The 13,091-nt window shown below is 67.8% G+C and carries 11 protein-coding genes and 1 pseudogene; 4 read left to right on the top strand and 8 right to left on the bottom strand.

The features are described 5' to 3' along the window. Positions 1–38 precede the first annotated feature (38 nt). A complete protein-coding gene (locus QC826_RS09150; RefSeq protein WP_279765285.1) occupies positions 39–968 on the bottom strand; it encodes a 23S rRNA (adenine(2030)-N(6))-methyltransferase RlmJ in 930 nt (309 codons plus the stop codon). A 243-nt stretch (positions 969–1,211) separates the two neighbouring features. Here QC826_RS09150 and QC826_RS09145 point away from each other — a divergent pair, with 243 nt between their 5' ends. The 3 genes from QC826_RS09145 (at position 1,212) to QC826_RS09135 (ending at position 2,572) form a co-directional block, all read left to right on the top strand. Next, positions 1,212–1,973 (top strand): ABC transporter substrate-binding protein, encoded by a 762-nt coding sequence (locus tag QC826_RS09145; RefSeq protein ID WP_279765284.1) that lies wholly within the window; start codon positions 1,212–1,214, stop codon positions 1,971–1,973. Between the two features lie 132 nt (positions 1,974–2,105). Further along, positions 2,106–2,363 carry a hypothetical protein gene (locus tag QC826_RS09140; protein WP_279765283.1) on the top strand — a complete coding sequence of 86 codons (258 nt, stop codon included), beginning with the start codon at positions 2,106–2,108 and terminating at the stop codon, positions 2,361–2,363. Positions 2,364–2,365: 2 nt separating this feature from the next. After that, on the top strand, positions 2,366–2,572 hold the full coding sequence (locus QC826_RS09135) for a hypothetical protein (protein WP_279765282.1): 207 nt from the start codon (positions 2,366–2,368) through the stop codon (positions 2,570–2,572). Between the two features lie 107 nt (positions 2,573–2,679). Here QC826_RS09135 and aceA read toward each other — a convergent pair whose 3' ends face one another. The 3 genes from aceA to QC826_RS09120 form a co-directional block, all read right to left on the bottom strand. After that, on the bottom strand, positions 2,680–3,978 hold the full coding sequence (aceA, locus tag QC826_RS09130) for an isocitrate lyase (protein WP_279765281.1): 1,299 nt from the start codon (positions 3,976–3,978) through the stop codon (positions 2,680–2,682). A 400-nt stretch (positions 3,979–4,378) separates the two neighbouring features. Continuing rightward, positions 4,379–4,873 carry a ribonuclease E activity regulator RraA gene (gene rraA, locus QC826_RS09125; protein WP_093387042.1) on the bottom strand — a complete coding sequence of 165 codons (495 nt, stop codon included), beginning with the start codon at positions 4,871–4,873 and terminating at the stop codon, positions 4,379–4,381. A gap of 35 nt (positions 4,874–4,908) precedes the next feature. Then, positions 4,909–6,117, bottom strand: a complete 1,209-nt coding sequence (locus QC826_RS09120) for an MFS transporter (protein WP_093387044.1) — start codon at positions 6,115–6,117, stop codon at positions 4,909–4,911. Between the two features lie 113 nt (positions 6,118–6,230). Here QC826_RS09120 and QC826_RS09115 point away from each other — a divergent pair, with 113 nt between their 5' ends. Further along, entirely contained in the window at positions 6,231–7,028 is a 798-nt protein-coding gene (locus QC826_RS09115) for an AraC family transcriptional regulator (protein WP_279765279.1), read from the top strand. A 101-nt stretch (positions 7,029–7,129) separates the two neighbouring features. Here QC826_RS09115 and clpB read toward each other — a convergent pair. The 4 genes and pseudogenes from clpB to QC826_RS09095 all read right to left on the bottom strand — a co-directional run bounded on the left by clpB (position 7,130) and on the right by QC826_RS09095 (position 13,088). Beyond that, positions 7,130–9,737 (bottom strand): annotated as a pseudogene (clpB, locus tag QC826_RS09110) (ATP-dependent chaperone ClpB). Between the two features lie 251 nt (positions 9,738–9,988). Then, on the bottom strand, positions 9,989–10,471 hold the full coding sequence (gene moaE / locus QC826_RS09105; protein ID WP_279765278.1) for a molybdopterin synthase catalytic subunit MoaE: 483 nt from the start codon (positions 10,469–10,471) through the stop codon (positions 9,989–9,991). Further along, the gene (locus QC826_RS09100; protein ID WP_279766425.1) at positions 10,468–11,724 is read right to left on the bottom strand and encodes a DUF349 domain-containing protein; all 1,257 of its coding nucleotides are present in this window, start codon (positions 11,722–11,724) and stop codon (positions 10,468–10,470) included. Before QC826_RS09100 ends, moaE begins: the two co-directional genes overlap by 4 nt. Continuing rightward, on the bottom strand, positions 11,613–13,088 hold the full coding sequence (locus QC826_RS09095; protein WP_279765277.1) for a hypothetical protein: 1,476 nt from the start codon (positions 13,086–13,088) through the stop codon (positions 11,613–11,615). The genes QC826_RS09100 and QC826_RS09095 overlap by 112 nt, the downstream gene beginning before the upstream one ends. Positions 13,089–13,091 lie beyond the last annotated feature (3 nt).

Raw genomic sequence — 13,091 nt, 5'->3', positions numbered from 1 at the left:
TACTAGACTAACCCTATCGCGACAGTCCTGACAATATCTTATTTGCTGATTTGCGGCCGGCGCGCGCTAGTGTTGCGCCCAACCATCGGCTGGCCCGATTCGAGCACGAATTTGGCGCCGGCATCCTTGCCCAGCACCTTGACCAGGTAGGGCATGATTTCTTTGAGCATGGGCTCGAGCGTGTACGGCGGGTTGATGACGAACATGCCGCTGCTGTGCAGACCGAAGCCGTCGGGCATCGGCGTGTTGATGGTCAGCGTGACGTGCAGCCACTCGCCGGGCAGTTGCTTGAGCTTGTCGGCGAACTGGCGCGACTCCATGCGCTGCAGCACCGGATACCAGACCGCGTAGGTGCCGCCGGGGAAGCGCACCAGGGCGTCGGCCAGGGTGTCCTTGACCTTGCGGTAGTCCATCTTGTCCTCGTACGGCGGGTCGATCAGCACCAGGCCGCGGCGCGACGGCGGCGGCAGCATCGCCTTCAGGGCGTGGAAGCCGTCGCCCTTGGTGATGATGACGCGCTTGCCGCGCGTGGTCGGCCGCACGCCCTGGGCGGCGGCGTGCGCCTCGACCTTGCGGAAGTTGTCGGCCAGGATCTTGGCGTCGGCCGGGTGCAGCTCGAACAGGCGCAGGCGGTCCTGCTCGCGCGCCACCTGGTCGGCGCAGTACGGCGAGCCGGGGTAGTAGCGCATCTTGCCGCTCGGGTTCATCGCCTTGACCAGGTCGACGTATTCCTTCAGCGGCGCCGGCAGGTCGGTGCGGTTCCACAGCGGGCCGATGCCGGTTTCGAACTCGGCGTTCTTCGAGGCGTAGCCGCCGTCGAGGGCGTAGACGCCGGCGCCGGAGTGCGTGTCGATATAGCTGTAGGCGGTATCCTTCTGGTTCAGATACTGCAACAACTGAATGGTCACGAAATGTTTCAACACATCGGCGTGATTCCCCGCGTGAAAGGCGTGGCGGTAACTCAACATAACTTGGTAATTCCTAAAATGGGGTGGCGGCGCGGCGGCGCGGGGCGCCTGAACGATAGGCGTCCGCAGCATGGCGAGACGCAAGAATACCGCCATTATCCACCAGAACGCCCGCGACGCCAAAAAAGCGCGGCGCCGCCGGCCGCCGCCGGGCTTACATTGGGAAACAAAACGCTGCCGTGGCGCGGTCGATTCTGCTGTATTCTAGGCAAGTTAACGCCACACGAAACCGCACCGCCCCGCATGAAACGCCTGCTTCCCCTGTCACTGCTCTCCCTCTCGCTGATCTGCCGCGCCGCCCCGGCGCAGGATTGGCACGTCTACACCCACAGCGGCGGCGGCCAGACCGCGCTGCGCGACGGCACCCTGCACGGCAAGCCGAACGGCGGCAAGCGCGCCTATTATGTCGAGCTGGTGCACGCCATGCTGGTCCAGCTCGGCCTGCCCGAGCGCATCGACGAGGTGCCGCTGGCGCGCGGCCTGGCCATGCTGCGCAGCCGCGACGACGTCGTGCTGTTCAACCTGGACCGCACGCCCGAGCGCGAGGACAAGTTCGCCTGGGTCGGGCCGATCTCGGAGGAGTCCGACTATCTGTACGAGAGGACGGCGGCGCCGACCGGCATCCGCAGCCTGGCCGACGCCCGGCCGCTGCGCGTCTGCGTGCTCAACGGAAATGTCCACGACGAGCTGCTGGCCGCCGCCGGCCTGCACAATCTCTACCGCCACAACAACTATGTCGGCTGCTTCCAGATGTTGATGCTGGGCCGGGTCGACCTGGTCGCCTCGGCCGACGGCGGGCTGCGCCACAAGCTGCGCGAAGCGCAAATCGCGGCGGCGGCGATCCAGGCCACGCCGGTGCGCATCGCCCATTCCAAGGGCTATATCGCGCTGTCCAAGGCGGTGCCGGCGGCCGAGCTGGCGCGCTGGAACGGCGCGCTCGCCACGCTGGGCAGGAACGGCACGCTGCGCAGGCTGCAGCAGCAATACGCCGGCGCCGAGCCCTAGGCCGCCGGCCAGCCGGTCGGCGGGAGCGAGCCCAAGCGCGACACCGATTGGATCAATGCGACGCCGGCGCCCCTGCCTATGATGAAACTGCCAGGACGCACCCGCGCCCGGGCTTTCTTCTTGGAGGAAATCATGGCATTTACCAATATCGGTCCCCTGGTGTATCTGGCGCCGGGCGAGACCGCGTTCTGGAACTTCAGCTACGGCGACGACCACGGCCCGCAGTTCGCCGAGGCCGACGTCAAGGCGCCCAACCTGGGCGCGGTGCACCAGGCCGAGCACCAGCGCAAGCGCAAGAACAACGACGAGGTGGTCACCTACTTCGTCGACATCCGCAACCTGGGCGCCGGCGGCTGCTTCCACAACCTGCAAGGCGGGGGGCTGCTATGAAGATGACCATCGTAACCGACGACCGGGGCAATGTGCTGGCCGCCGTCCAGGGCCACAGCCTGAGCCAGCGCGACGGCGACATCGAGGCCAGCGTGAGCTTCGCCGCCGGCCACCAATTGCACTATGTCGACGTGGCCGACGACATGGCCAACGTCGGCGACGCCGCCACCTTCCAGCAACGTCTGATGCAGCACCTGCCCACGCCCTGAGCGCGGACCGGCGCTGAGAAAAAAAGAAGCCGCCACAGCGCCTACTCCCGTGACGGCTTGTGAAAGCGGCGGGAATCTCACCCGCCATACCCCTAATCGTTGCGCCCTTAGGCGACCTTTTTGGCGTCGAAGAACTGTTCGTCCTCGGTCGAGCCGTGCAGCGCGGTGGTCGAGCTTTGACCGTTCTGGATGCACTGGGTGACGGCGTCGAAGTAGCCGGTGCCGACCTCGCGCTGGTGCTTGACGGCGGTGAAGCCCTTGTCGGCGGCGGCGAATTCGGCCTCCTGCAATTCGACGAAGGCCGACATTTGCCGGCGCGCGTAGCCGTGGGCCAGGTTGAACATGCCGTAGTTGAGCGCGTGGAAGCCGGCCAGGGTGATGAACTGGAACTTGTAGCCCATCGCGCCGAGCTCCTTCTGGAAGCGGGCGATGGTGGCGTCGTCCAGGTTCTTCTTCCAGTTGAACGAGGGCGAGCAGTTGTAGGCCAGCATCTTGCCGGGGAACTTGGCGTGCACGGCGTCGGCGAACTGCTTGGCGAAGGCCAGGTCCGGCTTGCCGGTTTCGCACCAGACCAGGTCGGCGTAGGGCGCGTAGGCCAGCGCCCGCGCGATGGCCTGCTCGATGCCCGGCTTGACCTTGTAGAAGCCCTCGACGGTGCGCTCGCCGGTGCAAAACGGACGGTCGTTGTCGTCCACGTCCGAGGTCAGCAGATCGGCCGCCTCGGCGTCGGTGCGGGCGATCACCAGGGTCGAGGTGCCCATCACGTCGGCCGCCAGGCGGGCGGCGGTCAGCTTCTCGACCGCCTCGCGGGTCGGCACCAGCACCTTGCCGCCCATGTGGCCGCATTTCTTCACCGAGGCCAGCTGGTCCTCGAAGTGGACGCCGGCGGCGCCGGCGGCTATCATCGACTTCATCAATTCATAGGCGTTGAGCACGCCGCCGAAACCGGCTTCGGCGTCGGCCACGATGGGGGCGAAGAAGTCGATGTCGTCCTTGCCCTCCGACCATTGGATCTGGTCGGCGCGTTGGAAGGTGTTGTTGATGCGCTTGACCACCATCGGCACCGAATTGGCCGGATACAGCGACTGGTCGGGATACATTTCGCCGGCCAGGTTGGCGTCGCCGGCCACTTGCCAGCCGGACAGGTAGATCGCCTTCAGGCCGGCCTTGACCTGCTGCATGGCCTGGTTGCCGGTCAGCGCGCCGAGCGCGTTGACGAAGGGCTCGTTGTTGACCAGGTTCCACAGTTTCTCGGCGCCGCGCTTGGCCAGGGTGTGCTCGATCTGCAGGGAGCCGCGCAGACGGACCACGTCGTCCGCGCTGTAGGTACGGGTAACCCCCTTCCAGCGTGGATTGGTGTCCCAGTCTTTTTGCAGGGCTGCTACTTGCTGTTCACGAGTTGCCATGGTGTTCTCCTTATTCACGTACACGTTAAAAACGACATCCTTTGAATAAATCATAGCCCTTTTTGTGCCGCGCAACAATAGTCTTATATAAGACATATAAGCGAATTAAATCATCATTAAATCAATGGCTTAGTTTTCATTTCCCGGAATGCGAAATGAAATTCCTCTCCATGAAAGAAACAGATGCTGCGCACACACATCATTTCCCATAATGTGGAATTCTTTTCCCGCCAGATGAAAAAAAACGGCGCGGGCGGCGCGACAAGCCGAAAATAGTTTGCTGGAAAAACGACAGATGGACGGCGGAGACCGGAGAAACGATGTTACCGCCCAACTGCGCGAGGCATATTGTTGGGCGGCAAGGGTCGGGCGGCGAGGTGGCGGGGCGTGTTGCGGGGGATCAGGCGAGTTTCTGTTGGGCGACCAGGACGCCGTCGGCGTCGGCGTAGATCCAGTCGCCCGGGGCGACCGTCACGCCGGCGATGCAGACGCGCACTTCGCGCTCGCCCTCGCCCTTCTTGCTGCTCTTTTGCGGATGCAAGCCCAGCGCGCGCACGCCGATGGCGCAGGCGTTGATCTCCCCGCTGTCGCGGATGCAGCCGTTGACGACGATGCCGCTCCAGCCGTTGTTCTGCGCCAGCAGGCCCAGTTGGCCGCCGACCAGGGCGCGGCGCATGCTGGCGCCGCCGTCGATCACCAGCACGTGGCCGTCGCCCGGCGTCTCCAGCGTGGCGCGCACCAGCGCGTTGTCCTCGAACACCTTCAAGGTGCGCGCCGGGCCGCTGAATTTGGCGTGCAGGCCAAAGTGCAGGAACAGCGGCGGCAGCACGGCCAGGCCGCCCTCCTCCAGCAGGGCCGGGTTGTCGTCGCACAGGTCGGTCGTCGCAAAGCTCATCGTTACTCCACAGTGGATTTATCGTGCGGACAATTCTAAACTTTTTGCAGCCGCAACGCGCGGGTATTGCCGCCCACGCCCACCGCCGTCAGGATCGCCAACGCCTGGAACAGGGCGATGCAGACGAACACCCAGGCCGGCCGGTGCGCGTCCATCAGCGCGCCGAACAACAGCGGGCCGAGCGCCAGGCCGCTGTCCAAGCCCGAGTAGACCACGCCGAAGACGCGGCCGGTGGCGTTCTTCGGCGCGGCGGCGCGGATCAACAGGTCGCGCGACGGGCCGGCCACGCCGGAGGCCAGGCCGATCAATCCCATCAACACCACCGCCAACCAGGCCGGCGTGACGGCCAGCGCCAGCAGCAAAGCCAGCAAGGCGGCAAAGGAGAAGGCGAAGGTGATGGTGCGGTCGTGGTCCGGCGAACGCGCCGCCAAAAAACCGCCGTAGACCATGCCCAGCGCCGAGGCCACCATGTAGATCGTGTAGGCGCCGGTGGCCCAGGCCAGCGGCATGCCGAACAGCGCCACCAGGCTGAGCGAGGCGAAGCTTTGGATGCCGCCCAGCGCCACGGCGGTCAGCAGGAAGAAACCGAAGCACATCCACACCGAGCGCAGGCGCAGGAAGTCGAGCGAGCCGGCCGGCGCGGCGCCAGCGGCGTGGTGGACGATGGGGTCGGGGCGCAGCGCGTGGCGGTTCAGCGCCAGCACCAGCAGCACGGCGAAGGGCAGCACGGCGGCGCATAGCAGGGCCACGCGCCAGCTCGACAAGCCGGCGACGAAGGTCAGGAACAGCGGCGCCGCCGCCCAGCCGATGTTGCCGCTAATGCCGTGCACGGAGAAGCCGTGCGCCAGCCGCGCCGAGGAGACGCGCTGGTTGAGCAGCGTGTAGTCGGCCGGGTGGAACACGCTGTTGCCGGCGCCGGCCAGCAGCGCGCCCAGCATCAGCATGGTGTAGCTGTTGGCGGCGGCCAGCAGCAGGGCCGACAGGCCGAGCAGGCTGATGCCGGAGAACAGCACGGCGCGCGCGCCGTAGCGGTCGACGACGAAGCCGGCCAACGCCTGGCCAACGCCGGAGATGGCGAAGAACACCGTCATCAGCAGACCCAGTTCGGCGTAGCTGAGGTTGAAGGCGGTCTTCAGCCAGGGGAATAGCGCCGCCAGCACGAGGTGGAAGAAATGCGACACGCCGTGCGCCAGCCCGACCAGGCCGATCACGCGGGCGTCCTGCCGCAGTGTGCTTGTACTCATCTTGCACTCCTGTTTCAAAATTGGAAACCCAGTGTAAGCAAAATGCGGGCGACTGATTTAAGATAGGAAGACAAGCTTTGTCGCGATTCCGCCAAATCCTTATTCATTCCGCCATGCCGATACCCGTCGTCACCCACACCAGCCACTACCGGCCCTGCAACGATCCGACACCCGCGCGCCCGCTGACGATGAGCGCGCGCAACCTGCAGGCCGACGAGCACCTGCCGCCGCACAGCCATCCCTGGGGCCAGATCACCTACGCCATGGAGGGCGTGGTGCGGGTGACGGCCAACAACAGCAGCTGGATCGTGCCGCCGCAACGGGCGATCTGGATTCCACCCAATGTGGTGCACGAGGTGACGGTGCTGCAGAAGACCCGACTGCGGCCACTGTGGGTGCAGGCCGAGCAGGCGCCCTTCCCCGGCGGCGAGTGCGAGGTGTTGGAGGTGTCGCCGCTGCTGCGCGAGCTGGTCGCTGCGCTGGAGCAGCTCGACCTGGGCGTGGCGCACGCGCGCGAGCCGCTGCTGACCGCCTTGATACTGGACGAGGTGGGCCGCTCGGCGACGCGGCCGATCCGCGTGCCGCTGCCGACGGACAAGCGCTTGAAGGGACTGTGCGCGGCGCTGATCGCCCAGCCCGGCTCGCCGCTGACCCTGGACCAGTGGGCGGCGCAGGCAGGCGCCTCGACGCGCACGCTGGCGCGGCTGTTCGAACGCGACTTGGGGATGAGCTTCGTGCAGTGGCGCCAGCAGGTGCGGCTGGCGCACGCCGCGCCGCTGATCGCGCGCGGCATGCCGCTGGCGCAGGTGGCCGAACAGCTTGGCTACGCCAGCCAGTCGGCCTTCTCGGCGATGTTCAAAAAGACCTTCGGCAGCACGCCGTCGGCCTTCTTCGCCGAACGCAGCGCTTAATCCGCAGCGCAGAAATGACGATGCCGCCGCCGGGGGCTTGGGGCCTCCGGCGGCGGCATCGTGAGGTGCAGCTTGGCTTACTTACTACATTACATGCTGTCTTACTTGCTGCCCGGCTCGAACGTGCCGCCGGCCTCGAACACCAGCGCGCCGTCGCGCACATCGATGCGGATGGTGTCCTTCGGCGCGAAGGTGCCGGCCAGGATCTGCTTCGACAGCGGATTTTCGATCTGCTGCTGGATCGCCCGTTTCAGCGGACGCGCGCCATACACCGGATCGTAGCCCGCCTCGGCGATCTTCTGCAGCGCCAGGTCGCTCACCGTCAAGCCCATCTCCATGCGCGCCAGGCGGTCTTCCAGGATCTTCAACTGGATCTTGGCGATGGCGCCGATGTTCTTCTCGTCGAGGCCGTGGAACACCACGATCTCGTCGATGCGGTTGATGAACTCCGGACGGAAGTGCGAGCGCACCTCGGCCATCACCTGCAGCTTGACCACGGCCGGCTCGGCCCCCTCCAGCGCCTGGATCTTATGCGAACCCAGGTTCGAGGTCATGATGATGACGGTGTTCTTGAAGTCCACCGTGCGGCCCTGGCCGTCGGTCATGCGGCCGTCGTCGAGCGCCTGCAGCAGCACGTTGAACACGTCCGGGTGGGCCTTCTCGACCTCGTCGAGCAGGATCACGCTGTAGGGCTTGCGCCGCACCGCCTCGGTCAGGTAGCCGCCCTCGTCGTAGCCGACGTAGCCCGGCGGCGCGCCGATCAGGCGGGCCACCGAATGCTTCTCCATGAATTCGCTCATGTCGATGCGGATCATCGACTCCTCGGTGTCGAACAGGAAGCCGGCCAGCGCCTTGCTCAGCTCCGTCTTGCCGACCCCGGTGGGGCCGAGGAACATGAACGAGCCGTATGGACGGTTGGGGTCCGACAGGCCGGCGCGCGAGCGGCGGATGGCGTCGGCCACGGCGACGATCGCCTCGTCCTGCCCGACCACGCGCTCGTGCAGCTTCTCCTCGATGTGCAGCAGCTTGTCGCGCTCGCCCTGCATCATGCGCGAGACGGGGATGCCGGTGGCGCGCGAGACCACCTCGGCGATCTCCTCGGCGCCGACCTCGGTGCGCAGCAGCTTGGGCGCGGCGGCGGCCACGGTGGAGATCTTCTCGGCCTGCTTGAGCTGGGCCTCCAGTTCGGGCAGTTTGCCGTACTGGAGTTCCGACACGCGCTGCCAGTTGCTCTCGCGCGTGGCGCGCTCCATCAGCAGCTTGACCTGTTCGATCTCCTCCTTGATGTGGGTGCTGCCCTGCACCACCGCCTTCTCGGCCTTGAGGATCTCCTCGTAGTCGTTCAGCTCGCGCTGCAGCTTGACGATCTCCTCGTCGATCAGGCCGAGGCGGCGGCGCGAGCCCTCGTCCTTCTCCTTCTTGACGGCCTCCTTCTCGATCTTCAACTGGATCAGGCGGCGTTCCAGCTTGTCCATCACCTCCGGCTTGGAGTCGATCTCGATCTTGATCTTCGAGGCCGCCTCGTCGATCAGGTCGATCGCCTTGTCGGGCAGGAAGCGGTCGGTGATGTAGCGGTGCGACAGCTCGGCGGCGGCGATGATGGCGGCGTCCGAGATGGCCACCTTGTGGTGCAGCTCGTACTTGTCCTGCAGGCCGCGCAGGATGGCGATGGTGGCCTCGACCGAGGGCTCGTCGACCAGGATCTTCTGGAATCGGCGCTCCAGCGCGGCGTCCTTCTCGATGTATTTGCGGTACTCGTCGAGCGTGGTGGCGCCGACGCAGTGCAGCTCGCCGCGCGCCAGCGCCGGCTTGAGCATGTTGCCGGCGTCCATCGCGCCCTCGGCCTTGCCGGCGCCGACCATGGTGTGCATCTCGTCGATGAAGACGATGGTCTGGCCCTCGTCCATCGCCAGTTCCTTCAGCACCGACTTGAGGCGCTCCTCGAACTCGCCGCGGTACTTGGCGCCGGCCAGCAGGGCCGCCATGTCGAGCGACAGCACGCGCTTGCCCTTGAGCGAATCGGGCACCTCGTTGTTGACGATGCGCTGCGCCAGGCCCTCCGACGATGGCGGTCTTGCCGACGCCCGGTTCGCCGATCAGCACCGGGTTGTTCTTGGTGCGCCGCTGCAGCACCTGGATGGCGCGGCGGATCTCGTCGTCGCGGCCGATGACCGGGTCGAGCTTGCCGGCGCGGGCGCGCTCGGTCAGGTCCAGCGTGTACTTTTTCAGCGACTCGCGCTGGCCCTCGGCCTCCTGCGAGTCGACCTTGGCGCCGCCGCGCACGGTGTCGATGGCGGCCTCCAGCGATTTGCGGCTCAGGCCGTTCTCGCGCGACAGCTTGCCGGCGTCGGACTTGTCCTCGGTCAGCGCCAACAGCACCATCTCGCTGGAGACGAACTGGTCGGCGCGTTTCTGCGCCTCCTTGTCGGCCAGGTTCAGCACGGCGATGAACTCGCGGCTGGCCTGCACGTCGCCGCCGGTGCCGGACACCTTGGGCAGGCGCTCCAGCGAGGATTTCAGCGCGTTGCTCAGGCCGCCGACGTTGACGCCGGCGCGCTGCAGCAGCGAACGGGCGCTGCCGTCGTCCTGGTTCAGCAGGGCGGTCAGCAGGTGGACCGGTTCGATATAGGGATTGTCGTTGCCTACGGCCAAGCTTTGCGAGTCGGCCAGGGCTTCCTGTAACTTCGTGGTGAGTTTGTCTTGCCGCATGGAGGTGCTCCGGTGAATTTAACTTAGCGCTACAGGTTGGGCTGTGCGATCCGTTTTCAAGGAGACTCCTATTTAAATGATAATTCCATGATCTGGGTCAAATAGCCCGGATTCATGCGGCGCGGTCAAGGCGCCGGCGGCGCGGCACGAGGGTCAGACCCTAGGGTCTGACCCTGGATTGACGCCGGTGGGGTTTCTTAACTTAGCTGCATTCGGGCCTGACCCTGGGTTTTTCGGCTTGGCCGCATGCGCTAGGCGCCGCCCCACTTCTTCAGCGCCGTTTCGTCGCTGACGCGGGCGTCGACCCAGCGCGCGCCCTCCGGCGTCTGTTCCTTCTTCCAGAACGGCGCCTCGGTCTTCAGGTAGTCGATGATGAACTCGCAGGCGGCGAAGGCCTCGCCGCGATGCGCCGACGTCACCGCCACCAGCACGATCTGCTCGAGCGGCTGCAAGGGGCCGACCCGGTGGATCACCAGCGCGCCGTAGATGGGCCAGCGCTGCCTGGCCTGCTCGATGATGGCGGCGATCGACTGCTCGGTCATGCCGGGATAGTGCTCCAGTTCCATCTGCGCCACCTCGGCGCCCTCGTTCAGGTCGCGCACCGTGCCGACGAAGCCGACCACCGCGCCGACCTTGGGATTGTCGGCGCGCAGCTTGGCCAGTTCGGCCGTCAGGTCGAAGTCCCATTCCTGGATGCGCACCTGGAACGGCTTCACGGCGGCGGGGGCGCTCATTTCGCCTCCGCCGCGCCGATCCGGCGGAACAGCTGCTCGATGCGGCTGGCGGTGCGGTCGTCGGCCAGCGCCGGCATGGCGCACAGCTGCAGGTACTGGGCCGCCTGGGTCAGCGGCTTCTGGCCGGACTTGAGCGAGGACTGCAGCACCTCGACCTGCATCTTCAGGCGTTCGCGGGCGAACTCGGCGCCGCTGTCGACGCCGGCGACGATCTCCAGGCGCAGCACCTCGTCGAGCAGGCGGGCGCGGTTGGCCTCCAGCTGGGCGGCGTAGCTGCCGCGCTGGCCGTCCAGGGCGCCCAGGGCGGCCTTGAAGCGGCCGTGCAGCGCGCGCTCGTACTCGGCCGCCAGCGGCGGCAGGGCCTGCCAGCGGCCGCTCCAGTCGGCCGCGTCGGCGGCGCCGTCGGGTGCGGCGTCGTCGCGGCCCAGCGTGGCCTCCAGGGCCTGGCACAGGCGCAGCTTGTCGCGCAGCGCGTTGGCCTGGGCGGCGCCGGCGCGGCGCTTGATGGCGTCGGCCTGGGCCTGCACGGCCGCCACGGCGGCCTGGTAGCGTTGGGTGATCTTGGCCTCGGCGGCGCGCGGCACCGCGCCGGCGCCGTGCCAGGCGCTGGCGGCGTCGCGCAGCGCGGCGGCGATGGCGGCCAGTTGGGCCTTGTCCTCGCCGTCGAAGGCGGCCGCCTCCAGCCCGGCGCAGATGGCCTCGCGGGCGTGCAGGTGGACCTTGCGCTCGCTGTCGGCGGCGTGCGCGCTCTCCTTGCGCTGGGCGAACAGGTGGTCGCAGGCGGCGCGGAAGCGCTGCCACAGCGCCTGCTCGGCCTTGCGCTCGAGCGGCAGCGCCTTGGCCTGCTCCTGCCAGCGCTCCTGCAGGTGGCGCATCACGTCGAGCGTGCTGCGGTCATGCGGCAGCAGCGCCTCGACCTCGGCGATCAGCTGCTCGCGGCGCGCCATCTCCAGCGCGCGCTGCTCGGCCAACGGCGCCATCATGGCGGTCATGGCGTGCTCGAAGGCGGTGTCGAACTTCTTCTTTTCCTTGCGGTCGATGGTGCCGAGGCGGCCCCACACCTGGCGCAGGCGCTGCGCGGCGGCGGCCACCTGCTTCCAGTCGGCGTGCTCGGTGCCGGCCATGGCGCCGACCTCGTCGATCAGCGCCTGGGCCTTGGCGGCGTTGTGGTGGCGCTCCTCGGCCAGCTGCTTGAAGTGGGCGGCGGCCGGCGCGTAGGCGGCGCTGCAGGCGGCGTCGAAGCGCTCCCACAGGCCTTGGGGGCGTGGCCGGAGACGGCGTCCAGGCCCTTCCAGCGCTCGCGCATGCTGCCCACCTTCTTGGCCAGCTCGCTCATCGCCAGGCCCTGCGCGGCCAGCTCCTCGACCGCCTTGACCAGCTCCTCGCGCGAGACGTTGCCGCCCCAGCGCGCCCAGTCGCCCAGGCGTTTCAGCTCGGCGCGCAGGTGCGCCAGGCGCTCCGACTGGGCCGGCGTCAGGCGCCCGCCCTTGTGCTCCTTGAGCCACTTGTCGTGCTCGGCGGCGGCGTGCAGCAGGCCCTGCTCCAGCGCCGCCTCCAGCGCGTCGAGCGTTTCGACGAAACGCTTGTTGTCCTGCTGGTCGTCTTCCTTGCCTGCCCTGGCCGGCTTGGCCGGCCTGGCGGCGTTGGCGGCGTTGGCGTCGCGCGCCTTGTCGCCGCGCTCGACCGGCGCCGGCGGCGGGTTGGCGGCCGCCACGGCGGCCAGCACCACGTCCAACTCGGCCTGCTGGCGCGCGGCCAGCTCGCCGGCCGGCACCGCGCCCAGCGCCTGCCAGGCGCGGCGCAGCTGCTCGGCGCCCAGGCTGTCGGGCGCGGCGGCCTGCCACTCGGCCAGCGCGGCCTGGCGCGCGTCGAACACGGCCTGGTGTTGTTGCAGCGCCTGCAGGGCGGCGCCGGCCGACTCCAAGGCGGCGGCGACGTCGTTCAGCAGATGCTTGGGCAGGGAGGTCAGCTCGGCCGAGGCCAGCGCGGCGGCGTGGACGGCGCGCAGCCGTTCCAGCGCCTCGGCGGCGGCGGCCGGGGCCAGGCCGGCGGCCGGCAGGGCGCGCAGCTCGGCCAGCGCGTCGATGACGGCGCGCTGCAGGCTGACCTGGCTTTCCAGCCGCTGGGCCAGCGCGGCGCGCTGCGGCGCGAAGCGCTCGGCCTGCTCGGCGGCGGCGGCGGTGACGGACCATTGGCGGTCGAGGTCGGCCACCATGTTCGGCGTCAATTTCTCGTCCTGGAGCAGGCGCTCGGCCTGGGCGATGCAGGTCTGGGCTTTTTGCTGCTCGGCAAACCGATAGCGGATCGCGTCCAGGCGGCCCTGCATCAGCTTGGCGACGCGGCGGTCGCTGTTGCGCATGGCCAGTAAAACTTGCTCCAGCGCGGGTTGCGACACCACGTGCTCGGCGGCGGCCAGGCGCACGCCGGCGAATTCGCTCTGCAGGATCAACTCCACGGCGGCGGCCTCGTCGCCGGCCAACAGGCGGGCGCGGGCGGTCTGCTCGTCGCGGCGGGACGCGGCCTGGGCGGCGGCGCCGTCGCTGGCTTCGGAGGCGGCCGAGGCCCGTTGCGGCTCGGCGGACTTGTCGGTAGCTCGTTTAAAAAGGAAATCGAACATGGT

The sequence above is a fragment of the Rugamonas sp. DEMB1 genome, from assembly GCF_029834475.1.
In the GTDB taxonomy this organism is placed as follows: Bacteria; Pseudomonadota; Gammaproteobacteria; order Burkholderiales; family Burkholderiaceae_D; genus Rugamonas; species Rugamonas rubra.
The sequence above is the reverse complement of the archived record's forward strand: the minus strand, read 5'-3'. Positions and strand labels throughout refer to the sequence as shown.